This is a genomic window from Mesorhizobium robiniae (genome assembly GCF_040545535.1).
Taxonomy (GTDB): domain Bacteria; phylum Pseudomonadota; class Alphaproteobacteria; order Rhizobiales; family Rhizobiaceae; genus Mesorhizobium; species Mesorhizobium robiniae.
In genome coordinates this window covers 95,200-112,997 of sequence record NZ_JBEPMC010000015.1, presented here as the reverse complement: position 1 = coordinate 112,997, position 17,798 = coordinate 95,200, and the positions used below count along the sequence as shown (strand labels likewise).

Sequence of the window (17,798 nt, the reverse complement as noted above, 5' to 3'; positions counted from 1 at the left end):
ATAAAGGCCGGAATTCAGCCTATAAGCGGTCACACAGGGAGATGCCAGGCCGGATTTGCCTTTCTCCAGCCGAAAATCGAGGACCGATCCCCCGCCATGCTTCGTTTGTCTCATGCTCTTGCTGCCATGCTTGCCGCCGCGCTGCCGACGGCAACGTCTGCCGCCACCCTACAATCTTTCAAGGGTGAATATACGGTGTCGTTACTCGGCCTCTCGGTGGCCAAGGCGAGCTTTTCCAGCAGTTACGAAGGCGATAGCTATTCGATCGACGGCAGCGTCTCCAGCGCCGGCCTCGCCACAATGTTCGACGACACGCGTGGCACGATTTCGTCAAAGGGCAAGATTTCGGGCAAGCAATTGCAACCGCAGGCGTTCCGCGCCGACTACAAGTCGGGCAAGAAAGCATCGATGATCGACATCCAGTTCGCCAATGGCGTAGTCACCTCGACCAAGGTTGTGCCGGAACCGAAAAAGCGCAATCCGAAGAACTGGATAGCGCTGGCCGCCAGCGGTCTGTCATCGGTGCTCGATCCCATGGCGGCAACCGTCATCCATGCCGACAGTCTCGACAAGGTCTGCGGGCGCACGGTGAAACTCTATGACGGCGAGATGCGCGCCAATCTGACGCTGACCTACGATTCGAAGGGCTCGACATCGGTGCGCGGCTACAAGGGCGACACCGTCACTTGCAGGATGGGTTTTGAGCCGGTGGCGGGTTACCGCAAGAACCGCAAGGCCCTGAATTATCTGAAGAATCGCAGCCGTATCATGGTGACGTTTGCACCGGTCGGCCAAACCGGCCTATATGCGCCGATCCACGCCACGGTCACAACGCAAATCGGCACTCTTACCGTCAGCGCGGAGCGGTTCGAAGCAACAGAATAGGCGCGATCGCGCGCCGCCGGAGACGGACATGGGGCGCGCAACACTGATCGGCTTCTCGGCGGTTGCCATGTGGGCGCTGCTGGCGCTGCTTACGGATGCATCGGGCGCGGTGCCGCCGTTCCTGCTTTCGGCGATCACCTTCACGATCGGCACAGGCGTCGGGCTGGTCGCGCGGTTGTTCATGCCGGCCGCCGACAGGAGCGAGAAGATACCGCGCCGAGTGTGGGTGATCGGCATCGCCGGCCTGTTCGGCTACCACTTCTTCTACTTCACCGCGCTGCGCAATGCGCCAGCGGTGGAGGCAAGCCTCATCGCCTATCTGTGGCCGCTGCTGATCGTGCTCGGATCGGCGCTGATGCCGGGCGAGCGGCTGGCCTGGAACCATGTCGTCGGCGCACTGCTCGGCCTTGCCGGCACTTTCCTGATCGTCACCAAGGGCGGCGGGCTTGCCTTCGATGCGCGCTATTCCTTCGGCTATGCGATGGCCGGCGTCTGCGCCGTGCTGTGGTCGTCCTATTCACTGTTGTCGCGGCGCTTTCCGTCGGTGCCGACCAGCATCGTCACCTGGTTCTGTGCGGCTACGGCAGCGCTTTCGCTTATCTGCCATCTCATGCTGGAAGAGACGGTGCTGCCTGTCGGCGCCGGCCAGTGGCTGGCCGTGCTCGGCCTCGGGCTGATGCCGGTGGGCGCGGCTTTCTACGCCTGGGATATCGGCGTCAAGCGCGGCAACATCCAGGTGCTGGGCGCGGCGAGCTATGCCGCGCCGCTGCTGTCGACGCTGGTGCTGATATCAGCCGGTTTCGCCGAGCCGTCCCTGCGCATCCTCGCAGCTTGCGTGCTCATCACCGGCGGGGCAGCGCTTGCGGCGAAATCGCTGTTCTTGCGCAAGCAGGCGACGGGCGAGGCCGGGGCGTGATGCCGTTTCCCGGCGGCATCGAAGCCAACGCCAATGCGACGCTGCTGTTTTCGCTGGTCGCGGCGGTGATCTACGCCTTCACCATCGACATGCCGCCGACGCTTGCGCGTTCTGCGGTCAAGACGCTGGCAGTAGCGATGCTTGCCGTGCTGGCATCGCTGGAGGGCGGTCCATGGCTGCTCGTCGCTGCACTAGCGCTCAGCGCCATCGGCGACGCATTCCTGTCGTGCGACGGTGAGAAAGCCTTTCTCGGCGGGCTGACCAGTTTTCTCCTAGCGCATGGGCTTTACGTCGCGCTGTTCCTGCGTTCCGGCGGTGGGATCGGGCTGCTCTCGGCCGAGCCGTGGCGCGCGGCGATCGCCGTGGTAATGATCGTGTTCGCGCTCGCTATGGTTTTTGCGCTCTGGCGCCGTGTCGGTCCCGCCCTGCGTCTTCCGGTCAGCGTCTATATCGCGGCAATCCTTGCCATGGGGATTTCAGCACTCACGCTGAGCAATTTCTGGGTCATCGGCGGCGCCGTGCTGTTCATGGCGTCGGACGGACTGCTGGCCGCGGAAAAATTCCTGGCGCCCGCCATCTCGCCGCACCGCGTCTGGATGCGCTATGCGGTCTGGACGCTGTATTACCCTGCCCAGTTGGGGATCACTCTCGGCTTCCTGCTGAAACACGGCTCAGCCTAGGTCAAAATTCACTCGGCTGGCTGCCATGTGGTAAGCGGACGACGCTGCTCGCTTCGCGTTTGGCATGCCCGGGTTGCATCGGGTTTGCAGAACAGGCATTGACGTCAAGGGAGCGTTTGAGGTGGCTATGGAAGAAAAAGCTGAATCGAAGAGGTCGGTCCGCAAGCGTGCCGATGAAATTAAGCCGTTTCGCTGCAAGCATCTGATCGCTGTCTTGGAGAATCCGACTGATGTGAAGAATATCGGAACAGTGATCCGGAACGTGAATGCCTTAGGTGTCGATAAGGTCTATGTAGTCGACCCTCGGCGATCCCTCCCCGACGACTGGCAGGATTTGCGTGGTCGGAGATCGGTGTCAAAGACCTCTGTCTCCGCGGTGAAATGGACGTTCGTAAAGCGTTTCGACAGCACCGATGAGTGTTTCGGCCATCTCGAAAGAAAAGGATTCAAGTCGATCGCCACATCGCCGCATGTGAAAGGCAAGGCCAGTATTTTCCTTCACGAAGGCGACTACACGGCTCATGCCAAACTCGCAGTCTGGTTCGGCAGCGAAGCGATTGGTATCAGCGATCTGGCTGTCGAAAGAAGCGAGATGTGCGTCTGCATTCCGATGTTCGGGATGATCGAAAGCCTTAACCTCGGAACGAGTTCAGGGATCGTTTTGTACGAAATCACAAAGCAGAGGCGCGAATATCAAAGCATGTACAGGCGACGCGACCGAAAGGGGGAGCGCTCCACTCCGTTGCCCACTGTTCTCCTTCCAGAGACTTAGCTGGGCTAAGGGTCGGATTTCGTCGTTCGAAGCGATTGGGTTTTAACCCTGGGGTGTGCCCGGCTCCCAGTCCGGCTCTGCCAGCTCGAAGGCGGCGAAATCGAAGCCTGGCGCCACGGTGCAGCCGACCAGCGTCCACTCGCCCAGACTGCGTGCCGACTGCCACCAGCCTGCCGGCACGACGATCTGTGGCCGCTCGCCCGCCGCCAGTGCCGTGCCGAGCACCTGCTCGATCACCGGTCCGTCTTCCTGATGCATCGACAGCGCCAGCGGCGCGCCGGCATAGAAATGCCAGACTTCGGCCGCGTCTTTGACGCGGTGCCAAGCCGACAGTTGCTCTTGCTCCAAAAGGAAGTAAATCGCCGTCGAATGGCCGCGCGCGCCCTCCACGCCATCGCGGAAGGTCTCGGCATACCAGCCGCCTTCCGGATGCGGTTTCAAGCCGAGCGTTGCGATGATTTCGGCGGAGGTGGTCACGATTTCCCGACCGTCGACGACGCTCAGAAATTGTCCTTGCGCTTGCGAATCTCGGCGAACACTTCAGCATCGGAGGCTTTCTCCATGCCGAGATGCTTGCGGATTGCCGGATCGTGCCAGCGCAGGAACGGATTGGTCGACAATTCCTCGCCGATCGTGGTCGGCAGCGTCGGCTTGCCGTTGGCGCGCAGCGCCTCGATTTTCGCGGCGCGCTCCTTCAACGCCGAATTGGTCGGGTCGACGGTCAGCGCGAAGCGGGCGTTGGAAAGCGTATATTCATGGCCGCAATAGACGACCGTTTCGGCCGGAAGTGCCGCGAGCTTCTTCAGTGACTCGTACATCACCGGCGGCTTGCATTCGAACAGCCGGCCGCAGCCGAGCGCGAACAGCGTGTCGGCGGTGAACGCCACTTTCGACCCTGGCAGATGATAGGAGACATGGCCCGCCGTGTGGCCGGGCGTGGCGATCACATCAATCCTCTCCTCGCCAAGGTGGATGACCGAGCCTTGCTCGACGGTTTCGTCGATGCCGGGGATCTTGGCGTTTTCCGCCTCCGGTCCGACGATGCGCAGCTTGAAACGTTCCTTCAGCGCCAGATTGGCCTCGACATGGTCGACATGGTGGTGCGTGGTCAGGATCATCGTCGGCGTCCAGCCGGTGCGCTCGATCGCAGCCAGGATCGGAGCCTCCTCGGGTGCGTCGATAATCGCCGTCTGGCCGCTCTTGGGGTCATGCACCAGCACACCGAAATTGTCGCTGCGGCACATGAACTGTTCGATCTCAACCGGCATGGCGTCTCTCCACTGCAGCGCCGTGCGTCCAATTGGACGACAAAGGGCGCTCTAACACGTTTTATCGGCTGCATCGTGCTTCCCCGAAATCGAAACCGATTTAGGGCGATGTAGTTGTCGCCGCAGACATAGGGCGCTTGCTCGTGGATGTCATCCGCCTTTGTAGAACTTGGCGCCTTTGTTGAACTTGAACGGCATCGAAGATACCGTCCCGCGCATGCATTCCGATATCGTCGACCTTCGCTCCTTCTATTCGACCACGCTCGGGCGATTGGCCGAACGGTCGATCACCATGGCGCTGTCCTCGATATGGGCTGTCGTGCCCAACGAGCGGCTGGTCGGCCTTGGCTACACCTTGCCGTGGCTGGAGCGGTTCGGCACCGATGCGGAGCGTGTCTTTGCCTTCATGCCGGCGACGCAAGGCGCGGTGGTCTGGCCGGCAACCGGGCCGACCGCGACCGCGCTGGTCTTCGATGAGGAATTGCCGCTGGTCGATGCCTCGATCGACCGCATGCTGCTCGTCCATTCGCTCGAACATGCGGAGAACCCACGTGAGACGCTGAACGAAATCTGGCGGGTGCTGTCGCCCGCCGGGCGCGTCGTCATCGTCGTGCCCAACCGGCGCGGCGTCTGGGCCCGTTTCGAGCATACGCCGTTCGGCAGCGGCCGGCCTTTCTCGCGCGGCCAGCTCACCGAATTGCTGCGCGAAGCAAACTTCACGCCCGCTGCATGGTCCGATGCCCTGTTCTTCCCGCCGTCACGGCGACGCTTCATGATGCAGTTCCACAATGTGCTGGAGCGCGCCGGCCGCAGGTTCTGGCCGATCTTTTCCGGCGTCATCGTGGTCGAGGCACAGAAGCGTCTCTATCAGGGCGTGCCGGTCGCGCAGCGTGCCTCTCGCCGCGTCTTCGTACCGGTTTTCTCGCCGCATGGCGCCACCAGGCTCGGCCGCATATCGCGGACCGAGACCACAACATTGCCGGCCCGCCGATGACATTTTCGTGATCGGAATTGCGCTTTTTCTTACCTATCTGTCGAGGACGGGTTCGCCACCCGATTGAATCGACCTGTTCACCGGTTTCAGCACCGCTTCCGAATTCAAGGACCTCACCAATGGCTGATCACCTGGATGTCGAGGCCAGCGCCAAGACGGTCACCACGTCGATCGAGGCCAGCAGCCTGCGCGACCAACTGGCGACGATCAGGCTGGCGCTGACGACCTCGCCGATCCGCAAACAACTGCTCTGGGCCTGCGTCGGCATAGTCGCCGTCATTGTGGCAACCTCTATCGGGCAGGTTCTGCTCAATCGCTGGAACGAGCCGTTCTACGACGCGCTGGCGCGGCGCGACATGCAGGGTTTCCTGCACCAGCTTATGATCTTTGCCGGCATCGCCGGCGGGCTTGTGGTGCTCAATGTCGGCCAGACGTGGCTCGACCAGACGATCCGGCTGAAGCTGCGTGAGGCGTTGACGCTCGATCTGATCGGCGAATGGATGCGGCCGGCTCGCGCCTTCCGGCTTGCCAACGCCGGAGCCATCGGCGTCAACCCCGACCAGCGCCTGCAGCAGGACGCCGGGCACCTCTCCGACCTTTCTACCGGCCTCGGCATAGGGTTGTTGCAGTCGTCCATTCTGCTTGTTTCTTTCGTCGGCGTCTTATGGTCGCTGTCTTCGGGCTTCGTTTTCCATTTTGGCGGCTATTCGCTGGCCATTCCGGGCTACATGGTGTGGGCCGCGATCCTCTATGCCGGCACCGCCTCCTGGCTGAGCTGGCTGGTCGGACGGCCGCTCATCCGCTTCAACAGCGACCGCTATACGCGTGAAGCGGAGCTGCGCTCCTCGGTGGTCCGCGTCAATGAGAATGTCGACGCCATCGCGCTTGCGCATGGCGAGGCCGACGCGAGACAACGGCTAGAACTCGACCTCGGCACCGTGCTGGGCGCGATGCGGCGCATCTATGGCGCCCAGATCAATCTTTCCTGGGTGACCGATACCTATGGTTGGATCACTGTCGTCGCGCCGATCCTTGTCGCCTCGCCGGTCTATTTCGCCGGCGACATCAGCTTCGGCGGGCTGATGATGGCTGTCGGCGCCTTCAACCAGGTGCATTCCTCGTTGCGCTGGTTCATCAACAACATCAGCGGTATCGCCGATTGGCGCGCCACGCTGATGCGCGTCGCCGATTTCCGCATCGCGCTTGTCGAAACCGATGCGCTGCACGACACCGAAGAACGCATCAAGATCGGCGAAAATCCGAATGGCAGGCTGACATTCGAGAAACTGGAAATTGCCTCGCGGGATGGATGTACGAAGCTCGCCGAGCCCCATGTCGAAATCCGCGCCGGCGAGCGCGTCATGATCACCGGAGATCCGCGTGCCGGCAAGACGCTGTTCTTTCGTGCCATTGCCGGTCTTTGGCCGTGGGGAAGCGGGCGGATAGGCATGCCGGCCGGAGAGGTGCCCGCCTTCGTTCCCCGCAAGCCCTATTTCCCGCTCGGCACGCTGCGCGAGGTGCTTGACCACGCCAATGCCGCGGTCAGCGATGCCGAGATATCGGCTGTGCTTGCCGAGGTCGGCCTCGAGCGTCTGTCGTCCTCGCTCGATCGCTCCGCGCGCTGGGAGCGTGAACTGAGCGAAGACGAACAGCGCCTGCTTGCCTTTGCCCGGCTGGTCTTACGGCAGCCGAAATGGGTCATTATCGACGAGGCCTTGGACACGTTCGACGGCGCGACGCTGAGGCGGGTGCTGTCGATGCTGGAGACACGTCTTGCCGATGCCGCGATCCTCAATATCGGTCGTGGCCAGCATGACATTGAGTTCTTTCCGCGCTCCTTGGCCATCGTGAAGGACGTCGAACGGCCCGCCCTCAAGCCAGTCCGTGTCAGGGCCGGCGCGATCGAACCGCCTCCGGCTGTTGTCGCAGCCCATCGAGGGAAGTAATCAGGTTTTGTTTCGCCGTAATGGGCTCTGTTTGGCTCAGGCCGGCCGCGCGCCATATTTGGCGCGGAATTCGTCGTAGAGATCACGACGCCAGCGCCGGCCGCCGACATAGCCGCGCAACAGCTGTGGCAGCGAATAGCCGAGCGCTTTCGACGACCGATTGGCCAGGTAGCCGGCAAATGCCTGGGAAATCCTGCCCTTTATCGTATCGGCGATGATCTGCCGTGCAATCATGTAAGGTGGAATATCGGGATAGCGGTCGATGATGTAGGGGTGTTTGCAGATCAGGTTTGCGTAGGCTTCGACATAGCCGTCGCGTTGTCGTGAAATCGAATTCTCCGAATTGTACTTTTTCCAGTCGACCTCTTCGGACAGTTGCGCGCCACTGCGCCCGGCGAAGCGCAACAGCAATTCGCGATCCTGCATCCGTGCGATGTCGCTGTCATAGCCGCCAATCGCCAGCAACGCCTCGCGCCGGGCGGTAATCGCCGATCCGGCTATGAAGATCGTCTGCGCGACCAACGCCCTTTCCAGCGTGTTCCGGGTCAGGAACGCGCCGCGGTTGATGCAGTTGGTGCTGCGGTCGCCCTTCAGGGAAACAAACGAACTGATGAGGACGTCAAGCGTCGGATTCTCGTCGAACCACGCCAGCGTCCGCTCCAGCCGGTTCGGCAAGTAAACGTCGTCGGAATCCAGGAATGTCACCACAGGTGCCCGCGCCCGTTCGATCCCGGCATTGCGAGCGGCGTTGGCGCCTCGCCATTTCGCACCGACATAGATGAGGCGAGGGTCGCGAATGGCAGTCAGCGCCGCTTCCGTGCCGTCGGTCGAGCCGTCGTCGACAACAATGTGCTCGAAGCGGGTGAAGTTCTGCGCAAGCACGCTCTCCACGGCACGCAAGACTTTGCTGCGCCGGTTGTGGGTGGGCGTGATCACCGTGATGAGGGGAGCGGGGTCCGTCTCGGGCATATCGCCTCAGTTATGCCCCGCGTTCCGCAGCCATCGAATGGATTAGCCGATCGCCTATCATGCCCGTCCCAGGATTGCGTTCGATTCGACGCTACAAAAAAGAAGCGATCATGTCATCACAAACTATTGAGGCGGAACCCATACGCCGGGAGTTCACTGCCGGCGGACGGATTCAAGGAAGCGACCGAAACCACGAACGCAGCGGTACCTAACTATGTCCGACATAGTCAGGCACGACTTCGATTTCGTCGCCAACGAGACCCGCAGCGAAACTGAGTTGGCCCCAAAACGCCAAACTGTAGAATGCCAGACCGACAATCAGGGAGAATGGAATTTGCCAGAGCGGCATGCCTGTCTGGCGGGCATGGCCGGTTATGCGTCGCGTTGTGCGCCACGACATGGTGAACCATCGGCTGAACGATTTCACAATCCGCTGCGTACGGCTGGGCGACTTCAGCTCCACAAACTTCCGATCGGCATCGCGGCCCGTTACCAAAGCGCGCCAGTAAAAGAACCGCCAACCACGTGGCGAGTAATGATAGACGCGTGCGTTGACGTTCAGAATTTTGTGGCCTTCACGTCGAAGTTCATGCGTTAGCAAAGTGCAGGAAACCTTGAATCCATTGTTTTTCGCAAAGGGATGATTGACAATCCAGTCGCGCCGAAAAGCACTGTTATTGGCGTTTATAGCTCGCTTGGAAGCAAATCTTGCGTCGCCCTGAGGCATAGGGAAAAACCAAATCAGGGCGAACGTCCTTGAAAAGAAATCATCATGCGAAAGATATGTATATCCGTTCACGCAAGTAATTTTAGGATCTTGAAACGGGTCAAGAAGAGTTGGAAGCCAGCCCGATTCTGCCACGGTATCCGAGTCGATGAAGATGACGATGTCTCCATCGGTTGACAGGATGCCGTTGTTCTTGAGTTCGTAATATCGACCGCCTGGACAAGCGGTGAAGATCAGGTCGGCAACCTGTTCCAACTGTGGCGCCTCATTTGAGATACTGCTGCGCAGCGAGGCAGCGTCCGAGTCTCGCCCGCCGTGAGAAATGACAACTCGCGGCCTTGCAAAACCAGCTGGGGAAACCGCAGCGATTTCACGAGCCAAAGCAGTCAACCCAACGCCGATCTCGTCCCAGTCGATCGACTTGGCGTTCTCCATTTCCACAACGAGGGAATAAGTTGGCTGTTCTTCAACCATCTTTACACCGCAAACTTTATCAGAGGTCACTTTGTTCGGCGCGGCTCGCGACGATACCGGTTCGGAGTTAGTTATACATAGCAACGCCTGCCGATCAAGAAACACTGTCATCCTTGGAGCGAGCTACCGCTTCAGCAGGAACACCGCTTGCTGGCCGAAGAAATTCCAGAACCACCACGGCATCGAGAGGCCGATCCTCTGGCCATTGGCGTCGAGCGCGGTTGCCTTTTCCACCGTTGCGCCGAGTTCGTCGCAGAGATTGACGAAGTCCCGGATGGTGCAGAAGTGGATATTGGGCGTGTCGTACCAGGAATAGGGCAGGTCCTTCGTCACCGGCATCCGCCCGTCGAGGAACAGCGAAAGGCGCACCCGCCAATGGCCGAAATTGGGGAAGGAGACGATGGTGTGCTTGCCGATCCTGAGCAACTCGTCGAGCACCAGCTTCGGGTTGCGGGTCGCCTGCAAGGTCTGCGACAAGACGACGAAGTCAAAACCCTTGGCGGGATAGAATTTGAGGTCCTTGTCGGCGTCGCCCTGGATGACGGACAGGCCGCGCGCCACGCATTCGTTGACGCCGCGTTGCGACAGTTCCATCCCGCGGCCGTCGACCTGCTTCGTCGCCTGCAGCAATTCGAGCAGCAGGCCATCGCCAGAGCCGACATCCAGCACCCGCGACTGCGCCGGGATGAGATCGGCGACGACTTCGAGGTCGACGCGCTGGGCGTGATTGACACTCATGATGCCGGTCCAAAAAGTCTGCAATCCTCGGGCGTCATGCGCTGAGCCCCCTGGCTCGAGCCGCCGAGGCGATGAAGCCGTTGATGGCGGCAAACAGTTCCGGCTCGTCGAGCAGGAAGGCGTCGTGACCGCGATCGGTCTCGATCTCGACAAAGGAAACCGAGGCGCCGGCCGCGTTCAGCGCGTGGACGACCGAGCGGCTCTCCTCGGTCGGAAACAGCCAGTCGCTCGTGAAGGAGACCAGGCAGAAACGGGTCTTGGTGCCGGCAAAGGCGTCGGCCAGCCGCCCGCCGTGGTCGGCGGCGAGGTCGAAATAGTCCATCGCCCGGGTCATATAGAGATAGGAATTGGCATCGAAGCGGTCGACGAAGGTCATGCCCTGATGGCGCAAATAGCTCTCGATCTGGAAGTCGGCGTCGAAACCGAACGTTAGCGCTTCACGATCCTGCAGGTTGCGGCCAAACTTTCGATGCAGGGCCGCCTCCGACAGATAGGTGATGTGAGCGGCCATGCGCGCCACGGCCAGTCCCTTTTCCGGACGCTTGCCCTGTTCGAAATATTTGCCGCCATGCCAGTCCGGATCGGCCATCACCGCTTGCCGGCCGACCTCATGGAAGGCGATGTTCTGTGAGGAATGGCGCGCCCCGGTGGCGATCGGCAGCGCCGAAAAAACGCGCTCCGGATAGCTCGACGCCCATTGCAGCACCTGCATGCCGCCCATCGAGCCGCCGAGCACCGAGAACAGTTTTTCGATGCCGAAATGGTCGACCAGCATCAACTGTGCCCGCACCATGTCGCGGATGGTGATGATCGGCAGGTCGAGCCCGTAGGGCTTGCCGGTGGCAGGATTGGTCGAGGCAGGGCCGGTGGAGCCGAGGCAGCCGCCGATGACGTTGGAGCAGATGACGAAGAAGCGGCTGGTGTCGATGATCTTGCCGGGGCCGATCAGCACTTCCCACCAGCCCGGCTTGCCGGTCACCGGATTGGTGCTGGCGACATGCTGGTCGCCGGTCAGCGCATGGCAGACGAGAATGGCGTTGGAGCGGGCGTCGTTGAGCGTGCCGTAGGTCTTGTAGGCGATCTGGAACGGTGACAGCAGAGTGCCGGCGTCGAGCTTGAGCGGCTTGTCGGCACCAAAACGCAACACGGGGCTCGACGGCTCGTCGGCCTCGTTGTTGGTTCTCTTAGTGCGCAGCGCGACCATAGCATCCTCTTACATCAACCCATCGCGCGTTTCCGAAAATCGGAACCGATTTTCGCGTCGATGCGATTGTCCGGCCGGCAGCGGACAAACAAAAACCGGCATTGCCTTCGCAAAGCCGGTTACAGGATGCAAACGGCCCTTTAGCAAGTTGTTTAACGTGGCTGCAAGCCGACCGGCCAAATCACCACGGAATTTCGCCCCTCTTCTAGGGCCGGCGCGCCTCGGCGTCAACGGCCAGCCGCTCACGCCTCTCGACATTCCGGGCCACGGCTTGTATTTCCGCTGCGGCTTTCCAGGCGGAAGCGTTCTCGACGGATTTTTATAGTATGAACCAGGCATCGGATCAGGCACGTCCAACGCCCCGCGCGGGGATACTGGATATCGAAGCCTATGTGCCGGGCAAAAGCACGGCGCCGGCCGGCGTCGCCAAGGTCCACAAATTGTCCTCGAACGAGAACCCGCTCGGCCCATCGCCGAAGGCGATAGAGGCCGCTCGCGACGTTGCGGCCAGACTCGACATCTATCCCGACGGCACCGCAAGGCGCCTGCGGGAGGCGATCGCCGAGGTGCATGGCCTCAACCCAGCCAACATCGTCTGTTCCAACGGCTCCGACGAGATCCTGGGCCTGCTGGCGCAGACCTATCTCGCGCCCGGCGATGAAGCCGTCATCACCGAACATGCCTTCATGGTCTACAAGATCTACATCCAGTCGGCAGGTGCTGTCCCGGTGTCGGTCAAGGAAACCAATGAGCGCGCCGACATCGACGCGATCCTCGCTGCGGTGACGCCGCGCACCAGGATCATCTTCCTCGCCAATCCCAACAACCCGACCGGCACCTATTTGCCGTTCCAGGAGGTACGCCGCCTGCATGCCGGCCTGCCTCGAAACGTGCTTCTGGTGCTGGACGGCGCCTATGCCGAATATGTCCGCCGCAACGACTATGAAGCCGGCGTCGAACTGGTGGGCAGCGCGGAAAACGTGGTCATGACCCGCACCTTCTCCAAGCTCGGCCTCGGCGGCGCGCGGATCGGCTGGATGTACGCGCCGATGCATATCATCGACGCGATCAACCGCGTGCGCGGTCCCTTCAACGTCAATGCGACGGCGATCGAGGCCGGCATTGCCGCGATCCGCGACCGCGCCCATGTCGAGCGCAGCGTGGCGCATAACGAGACCTGGCTGGCATGGGTGAGTGAGGAATTGACCAAGCTCGGGCTGCGGGTGACGCCGAGCGTCGGCAATTTCGTCCTCATCCACTTTCCCGAGGACAAGGAGCATTCAGCGGCAGCTGCGGACGACTACCTCTCCGCGCGCGGCTATATATTGCGGCGCGTTTCCGGCTACGGTTTCCCGAATGCACTGCGCATGAGCATCGGCACCGAAGAGGCCAATCGCGGCGTTGTCGCCGCCCTCGCGACATTTCTGAAAAGCTGAGACAATGACATCACCGATGTTCGAAAAGATCGCGCTGGTCGGCATCGGCCTGATCGGCTCGTCGCTGGCCCGCGTCATCCAGCGCGAAGGCCTTGCCGGCCACGTTGCCATCTCGACACGCAGCGAAACGACGCTGGCGCGGGCAAGGGAACTCGGCCTGGGCTCCTCCTACACGATGGACGCGAAAGAGGCGGTTCGCGATGCCGACCTGGTCATCGTTTCGGTGCCGGTCGGCTCTTCGGGCGAGGTCGCCGAGGAAATCGCACCGGCGCTGAAGCAGGGCGCCATCCTCACCGATGTCGGCTCGACCAAGGCGTCGGTGATCGCGCAGATTGAGCCGCATGTGCCCGACGGTGTGCACTTCATTCCCGGCCATCCATTGGCCGGCACTGAAAAATCGGGTCCGGATGCCGGCTTTGCCGAGCTGTTCGAAAACCGCTGGTGCATTTTCACGCCGTTGCCCGGCACCGATCCCGAGGCACTGGAAAGACTCTCGGAATTCTGGCGCCGCTGCGGCTCCAACATCGACACGATGGATCCCCAGCATCACGACATGACATTGGCCATCGTCTCGCATCTGCCGCACATCATCGCCTACAACATCGTCGGCACCGCCGACGATCTGGAATCGGTGACCAAGTCCGAGGTCATCAAATATTCGGCCTCCGGCTTTCGCGACTTCACGCGCCTTGCGGCTTCCGACCCGACCATGTGGCGGGATGTCTGCCTGCACAACAAGGATGCCATCCTTGAAATGCTGGCGCGGTTCTCGGAAGATCTGGCCTCGCTGCAGCGGGCGATCCGCTGGGGCGACGGCGAAAAGCTGTTCGACCTCTTCACCCGCACCCGCGCCGTCCGCCGCTCGATCATCGAGGCCGGCCAGGACATCGACGTACCGGATTTTGGCCGGCAAGCGGTCGAGCACCCCGCAAAGCAGTAGCCTGTCTCGACCGCCGGCCGTCAGTCCGCCGGCCAGTGAGCCGCCATCATTGCCAGCGTCTCGGCCCTGTCCGGGGCGCCTAGCCTGCCGCCGAAGCGCAGGCATTTGAGCGCGGCGGCGGCGCTGGCAAACCGCAATGTCCGTTCGATCGGCATGGCTTCCGCCAGCCCGACGGCAAAGGCGCCGTGAAACACGTCGCCGGCGGCAAGCGTATCCACTGCCTTGATCCTTGGCGCCGCGACATGGCGCACGGACCCTATCGAGCGGTCGAACCACCAGGTTCCCGCAGCGCCGCCCGTCACCGCGACAAATGCATCGGTGCGTCTGGCCAGCGCTTCACAGGCCTGTTGCGGGCCTTGCTCCTCGCCGCAGAGGATGAACGCCGCCGGCTCCGATGCGACGATGTGCGAGGCCAGCGGAAGCAGCCGTTCCAGCACGTCCCGCGGCGCTGTGTCGGCGTCCAGTATCGCCGGGCGGCCGATTGCGCGCGCCGCCGCCAGGGCCAAAGCTGCTGCGCCCGGCCAGCGCACGTCGACCAGGACGGCGTCGAATGCGGCGAGGTCTTGGGTGGGGAGGGCCTCGGGGTCGGCCTGGGCGAGCTTGTCGTAGAATGGAACGATGATGCGCTCGCCATGCGTGTCGACCAAGATGGCCGACAGTGCCGACCGCGCGCCGCTGACGCGCCGGACAAAGCCGCAATCGACGCCCTCGGCCTCGATCCCGGCGACCAGCTGGTCGCCGACCAGGTCGTCCCCCGCACTCGCCCACAGCGATACGTCCGCGCCGACGCGGCGTGCGGCGCACGCCGCGCTCGAAGCCATGCCCGAGGCGATCTGGACGCCGTCGGACGCGATGAATTTCCCCTGACGTGCCGGAAGCGTGTCGACGCGAAGGATCGTATCGAGCGTCAGTGCGCCAACACTCAGGAGCTTCACCGGGCTGTTCATCTGTCTTCCTGTTTGACCATGATTGGGAACTGTAGGTTCGCAATCATGGTCTAATCGACCGGCTTGATCCTGCCCAGCGGGATAAAACCGAGCGAGGCCTTGCCCTTGACGATCTTGAGGGGCATCGACGGTTCGTTGCCAAGCAGCGCCAGTCCGGCAAAGCCTGTTTTGATCTGGCTCTTCTGCTCGGGAATGGCCTTGCCGAGGATTGCCGCCACGGCCTTCGGGTCGCTAAGCCTAATCATCAGGTCGGCGTCGATCAGCCCATCGGCATCGACGGAAACCGGTCCGGAAACGGTGATGCGCGCGGTCCCCGACGACAGATCGAGCTTGCCGATATCGACCGCCTGGCCGCGCAGGCTCTTTGGCTGGTTCTTGATCAGCGCCACGCCGTTCTTCAGCGTCAGGTCGCCGCTGCCGTCGAGTGGCGGCAGCACGCGGCCATCGATCGCCCCTGGATCGATTTCGAGATCGGTAAAGCTCCCGGTATAGTCGATGTCCTGACCGTTCGGACGCAATTGTCCGGCCGCCGTCCCGGCGCTGAACAGTTCGACCGGGTCGGTGCCATCAGCCGGATCGGTCTGGCCGGACAGGCCCTCGGCCTCCAGCGAAACGCGCCGGGGCAGGGGCCAGGACAGTTTCAGGTTCGCTCGCAGAGTGTCCCACTCGATCCACAGCGGCGCCATCCCCGGGACGGAGGTCCTGAGCGGCCCCCGCAGGTCGGCGCCAGGCGACAGGATCTGGGTGATGTGCGTAACCGCGTTGACGCTGCCGAGCGAGGCGGCGACGTTCCGTGTGTCGTCCTGATATGCCAGGCTGTCGCAGGAAACGGCAAAGCTCGAGGGATAGCCGCTGACCGTGAGATTGGCGCAGTCAGCCTCGATGCCATTGCCGTTGAGCTCGGCCACGGCTTTGGCGGCTTCGCTCTTGACCTTGTCTGCCAGGTAGAACCAGCCGGCGCTGTAGATGCCGAACAGCACGACGATCAAAGCGCCAAGCCAGAAGAGGCGGCGGCGAAAATTCGGCGGGCGCTCGTCACTCGACGTCATGCTGCGGCTTTCGTTAGCGCGTGTTGCAGAGGCTGTCGTTTCCGGCAACATCAGGTAGATGGAGACGGATTTTAAAAACACCGATTCCAGTGCAGTGCCGCAACCAGGCTTGGCGATATGGGCGATTTTTGGGTTTTTGGCTACGGGTCGCTAATCTGGCGGCCAGGATTTGCGCATGTCGAGACACGGCGTGCCCGCCTCCACGGCTACCGCCGGTCGCTCTGCGTCTACTCTTTCGTGCATCGCGGCACGCGCGAACGGCCCGGCCTGGTGCTCGGCCTCGACCGTGGCGGCTCCTGTGTCGGGCTGGCTTTCCGCGTCCCCGGCGAGCTGCGCAATGAGGTCATCAGCTATCTGCGCGAGCGCGAGCTGGTCACCAATGTCTATCTCGAGCGCATGCTTAGCATTCGCCTCGACAATGGCGATGCGAACGGGGGCGACGAGAAGGGTGGCGGCGAGTCGGACGCCGGCGAGACGGTCTCGGCGGTCGCCTATGTCGTCGACCGCACCCACGAGCAATATGCCGGCGCGCTCGATGCGGCCGATGCGGCGTCCGTCGTTCGCGGCGCCGTCGGCCAGTCGGGAAAGAACGAGGACTACGTGCTCAGCACGCTGGAGCACCTCGAGGCGCTGGGGATCCGCGACCACTGGCTGGAAGAGGTGGCGCGGCGGATCGGGCCATGATCGCTTTCGTTGTTTGATGATCTCTTCCGAAAACCGGTACCTTCGGTTTGGGATCAGGTCCGGGCTACATCCTGAAAATCTGTTTTCCGAGATCGGCGCGATCCAGGCTGTTCGTCACAGCGAGCTCGAATCCCGCCAGCGGATGGATGCCGCCGACAGGGACATGGAAATCGGGTTGGCCGAAGATGTCGATAATCTCGCGCAAAACTGACCGGTCGGCTTCGACAGGCGGCGAAAAGAAGTAGCGGTAGATATTTGCCCTGATCTCGACCCCGCTCAGCAGCACCTCGAAATTGTGCAGTTCGAAACGCTCTGTGCTCATGCCGCCATTGATGATCATCTGCCCGCCCATCGCCAGGGTGCGGATCAATTCGCCACTGACGGGTCCGCCGACATTGTCGATGATCCCGTTCAGCCCGGCGCCGTCGGTCATTTCCATGACCGCTTCCCTGATGCCGACCTTCATATCAGACAGATCGAGGATGGCGGTGGCACCAAGCCGCTTCAGGTCCAGCCTGTCGTGAGAGCGTCGCACGAGCGCGATCACGTTGATGCCGCGCCGTTGGGCGAATTGCATCACCATCGTTGAAACCGATGAATAGCCGGCCGTGACGGCCAGCCACTGTCTGGGCTGCACACGGGAATCCGCTAGAAGGTCCCAGGCGGTGATGGGATTCACCATCTGCCCGGCGCGTTCGAACGGATAATCGGCGGGCAGCGGGATCAGCCATTCGGCCGAAACGGCCGCATATTCGGCCCAGCTGTCGTAGTAGCTGAATGCGACAAGCGTGCCCGGTTTCAGCGCGACATTCGCACCCACGGCCTCGATAATGCCGGCGCCATGGTTTCCGGCGATCTGCCGGGGGAAATGCGGCTTCTTCGGTTCGGGATAGAGGTTCTGGATGAACAGGAAATCGCCAGGGTTGACTGAGGCTGAGACCATCCTGACCAGCACCTCGCCGTCGCCAATTCGCGGCATCGGCACGTCGCCGAGATAGAGCACGTCTCGCGGCGAGCCGATTGCGTCGAATACAATTGCTTTCATGACGGTCTCCAGTAACGGGCGATCTGGGGCAAGCAGCCTGGACGTCACCAGATTGCTGCGCCGATGTTTGCATCGGTCGCGGAACCTAAGGTCGTCGGCTGAAATCGAAAATTGGCAGATTTGA

The 17,798-nt window shown here is 62.0% G+C and carries 18 protein-coding genes and 1 riboswitch; of the genes, 9 read left to right on the top strand and 9 right to left on the bottom strand.

Annotated elements, in window-relative coordinates; translation table 11 throughout:
• Window positions 1-96: 96 nt before the first annotated feature.
• The 4 genes from ABID19_RS30475 (at window position 97) to ABID19_RS30460 (ending at window position 3,253) form a co-directional block, all read left to right on the top strand.
• Complete coding sequence (locus ABID19_RS30475) at window positions 97-885, top strand: DUF3108 domain-containing protein (protein WP_354494287.1); 789 nt, start codon at window positions 97-99, stop codon at window positions 883-885.
• Between the two features lie 28 nt (window positions 886-913).
• Complete coding sequence (gene yddG / locus ABID19_RS30470; RefSeq protein ID WP_354494286.1) at window positions 914-1,801, top strand: aromatic amino acid exporter YddG; 888 nt, start codon at window positions 914-916, stop codon at window positions 1,799-1,801.
• Entirely contained in the window at window positions 1,801-2,481 is a 681-nt protein-coding gene (locus tag ABID19_RS30465) for a lysoplasmalogenase (RefSeq protein ID WP_354494310.1), read from the top strand. Before yddG ends, ABID19_RS30465 begins: the two co-directional genes overlap by 1 nt.
• 127 nt (window positions 2,482-2,608) lie before the next feature.
• Window positions 2,609-3,253 carry a TrmH family RNA methyltransferase gene (locus tag ABID19_RS30460; RefSeq protein WP_354494309.1) on the top strand — a complete coding sequence of 215 codons (645 nt, stop codon included), beginning with the start codon at window positions 2,609-2,611 and terminating at the stop codon, window positions 3,251-3,253.
• A 42-nt stretch (window positions 3,254-3,295) separates the two neighbouring features.
• Here the strand turns inward: ABID19_RS30460 and ABID19_RS30455 are convergent, their stop codons facing one another.
• A complete protein-coding gene (locus tag ABID19_RS30455; RefSeq protein WP_354494285.1) occupies window positions 3,296-3,730 on the bottom strand; it encodes a cupin domain-containing protein in 435 nt (144 codons plus the stop codon).
• 23 nt (window positions 3,731-3,753) lie between these two features.
• Window positions 3,754-4,521, bottom strand: a complete 768-nt coding sequence (gene gloB, locus ABID19_RS30450) for a hydroxyacylglutathione hydrolase (RefSeq protein ID WP_354494284.1) — start codon at window positions 4,519-4,521, stop codon at window positions 3,754-3,756.
• 217 nt (window positions 4,522-4,738) lie between these two features.
• Here gloB and ABID19_RS30445 point away from each other — a divergent pair, with 217 nt between their 5' ends.
• Window positions 4,739-5,515 (top strand): class I SAM-dependent methyltransferase, encoded by a 777-nt coding sequence (locus tag ABID19_RS30445; RefSeq protein WP_354494308.1) that lies wholly within the window; start codon window positions 4,739-4,741, stop codon window positions 5,513-5,515.
• A gap of 119 nt (window positions 5,516-5,634) precedes the next feature.
• On the top strand, window positions 5,635-7,461 hold the full coding sequence (locus tag ABID19_RS30440) for an ABC transporter ATP-binding protein/permease (RefSeq protein ID WP_354494283.1): 1,827 nt from the start codon (window positions 5,635-5,637) through the stop codon (window positions 7,459-7,461).
• Window positions 7,462-7,497: 36 nt separating this feature from the next.
• Here the strand turns inward: ABID19_RS30440 and ABID19_RS30435 are convergent, their stop codons facing one another.
• From ABID19_RS30435 to metX, 4 genes are all read right to left on the bottom strand, one after another.
• Window positions 7,498-8,430: a glycosyltransferase family 2 protein gene (locus ABID19_RS30435; protein WP_354494282.1), complete on the bottom strand. Its 933-nt coding sequence runs from the start codon at window positions 8,428-8,430 to the stop codon at window positions 7,498-7,500.
• 208 nt (window positions 8,431-8,638) lie between these two features.
• A complete protein-coding gene (locus ABID19_RS30430) occupies window positions 8,639-9,742 on the bottom strand; it encodes a glycosyltransferase (RefSeq protein WP_354494281.1) in 1,104 nt (367 codons plus the stop codon).
• Window positions 9,743-9,754: 12 nt separating this feature from the next.
• Complete coding sequence (gene metW / locus ABID19_RS30425; RefSeq protein ID WP_354494280.1) at window positions 9,755-10,369, bottom strand: methionine biosynthesis protein MetW; 615 nt, start codon at window positions 10,367-10,369, stop codon at window positions 9,755-9,757.
• Window positions 10,370-10,403: 34 nt separating this feature from the next.
• Window positions 10,404-11,573 (bottom strand): homoserine O-acetyltransferase MetX, encoded by a 1,170-nt coding sequence (metX, locus tag ABID19_RS30420; protein ID WP_077372941.1) that lies wholly within the window; start codon window positions 11,571-11,573, stop codon window positions 10,404-10,406.
• A 120-nt stretch (window positions 11,574-11,693) separates the two neighbouring features.
• Window positions 11,694-11,771: riboswitch (SAM riboswitch) on the bottom strand.
• A 128-nt stretch (window positions 11,772-11,899) separates the two neighbouring features.
• Here metX and hisC point away from each other — a divergent pair.
• On the top strand, window positions 11,900-13,009 hold the full coding sequence (gene hisC / locus ABID19_RS30415) for a histidinol-phosphate transaminase (RefSeq protein WP_354494279.1): 1,110 nt from the start codon (window positions 11,900-11,902) through the stop codon (window positions 13,007-13,009).
• Window positions 13,010-13,013: 4 nt separating this feature from the next.
• Window positions 13,014-13,949 carry a prephenate/arogenate dehydrogenase family protein gene (locus tag ABID19_RS30410; protein ID WP_354494278.1) on the top strand — a complete coding sequence of 312 codons (936 nt, stop codon included), beginning with the start codon at window positions 13,014-13,016 and terminating at the stop codon, window positions 13,947-13,949.
• A gap of 20 nt (window positions 13,950-13,969) precedes the next feature.
• Here ABID19_RS30410 and ABID19_RS30405 read toward each other — a convergent pair whose 3' ends face one another.
• Together ABID19_RS30405 and ABID19_RS30400 are read right to left on the bottom strand one after the other, a co-directional pair.
• Window positions 13,970-14,896, bottom strand: a complete 927-nt coding sequence (locus ABID19_RS30405; protein ID WP_354494277.1) for a sugar kinase — start codon at window positions 14,894-14,896, stop codon at window positions 13,970-13,972.
• Between the two features lie 50 nt (window positions 14,897-14,946).
• On the bottom strand, window positions 14,947-15,945 hold the full coding sequence (locus tag ABID19_RS30400) for a DUF2125 domain-containing protein (protein ID WP_354494276.1): 999 nt from the start codon (window positions 15,943-15,945) through the stop codon (window positions 14,947-14,949).
• 117 nt (window positions 15,946-16,062) lie between these two features.
• Here ABID19_RS30400 and ABID19_RS30395 point away from each other — a divergent pair, with 117 nt between their 5' ends.
• Complete coding sequence (locus ABID19_RS30395) at window positions 16,063-16,629, top strand: gamma-glutamylcyclotransferase (protein WP_354494275.1); 567 nt, start codon at window positions 16,063-16,065, stop codon at window positions 16,627-16,629.
• Window positions 16,630-16,693: 64 nt separating this feature from the next.
• Here ABID19_RS30395 and ABID19_RS30390 read toward each other — a convergent pair whose 3' ends face one another.
• Entirely contained in the window at window positions 16,694-17,674 is a 981-nt protein-coding gene (locus tag ABID19_RS30390; protein ID WP_354494274.1) for a quinone oxidoreductase family protein, read from the bottom strand.
• Window positions 17,675-17,798 lie beyond the last annotated feature (124 nt).

Bases quoted from the DNA above. Each gene is read 5' to 3' on its own strand.
- ABID19_RS30475 (WP_354494287.1), top strand. From the start codon at position 97: ATGCTTCGTTTGTCTCATGCTCTTGCTGCCATGCTTGCCGCCGCGCTG.
- yddG (WP_354494286.1), top strand. From the start codon at position 914: ATGGGGCGCGCAACACTGATCGGCTTCTCGGCGGTTGCCATGTGGGCG.
- ABID19_RS30465 (WP_354494310.1), top strand. From the start codon at position 1,801: ATGCCGTTTCCCGGCGGCATCGAAGCCAACGCCAATGCGACGCTGCTG.
- ABID19_RS30460 (WP_354494309.1), top strand. From the start codon at position 2,609: ATGGAAGAAAAAGCTGAATCGAAGAGGTCGGTCCGCAAGCGTGCCGAT.
- gloB (WP_354494284.1), bottom strand. From the start codon at position 4,521: ATGCCGGTTGAGATCGAACAGTTCATGTGCCGCAGCGACAATTTCGGT.
- ABID19_RS30445 (WP_354494308.1), top strand. From the start codon at position 4,739: ATGCATTCCGATATCGTCGACCTTCGCTCCTTCTATTCGACCACGCTC.
- ABID19_RS30440 (WP_354494283.1), top strand. From the start codon at position 5,635: ATGGCTGATCACCTGGATGTCGAGGCCAGCGCCAAGACGGTCACCACG.
- ABID19_RS30435 (WP_354494282.1), bottom strand. From the start codon at position 8,430: ATGCCCGAGACGGACCCCGCTCCCCTCATCACGGTGATCACGCCCACC.
- ABID19_RS30430 (WP_354494281.1), bottom strand. From the start codon at position 9,742: ATGACAGTGTTTCTTGATCGGCAGGCGTTGCTATGTATAACTAACTCC.
- metW (WP_354494280.1), bottom strand. From the start codon at position 10,369: ATGAGTGTCAATCACGCCCAGCGCGTCGACCTCGAAGTCGTCGCCGAT.
- metX (WP_077372941.1), bottom strand. From the start codon at position 11,573: ATGGTCGCGCTGCGCACTAAGAGAACCAACAACGAGGCCGACGAGCCG.
- hisC (WP_354494279.1), top strand. From the start codon at position 11,900: ATGAACCAGGCATCGGATCAGGCACGTCCAACGCCCCGCGCGGGGATA.
- ABID19_RS30410 (WP_354494278.1), top strand. From the start codon at position 13,014: ATGACATCACCGATGTTCGAAAAGATCGCGCTGGTCGGCATCGGCCTG.
- ABID19_RS30405 (WP_354494277.1), bottom strand. From the start codon at position 14,896: ATGAACAGCCCGGTGAAGCTCCTGAGTGTTGGCGCACTGACGCTCGAT.
- ABID19_RS30400 (WP_354494276.1), bottom strand. From the start codon at position 15,945: ATGACGTCGAGTGACGAGCGCCCGCCGAATTTTCGCCGCCGCCTCTTC.
- ABID19_RS30395 (WP_354494275.1), top strand. From the start codon at position 16,063: ATGGGCGATTTTTGGGTTTTTGGCTACGGGTCGCTAATCTGGCGGCCA.
- ABID19_RS30390 (WP_354494274.1), bottom strand. From the start codon at position 17,674: ATGAAAGCAATTGTATTCGACGCAATCGGCTCGCCGCGAGACGTGCTC.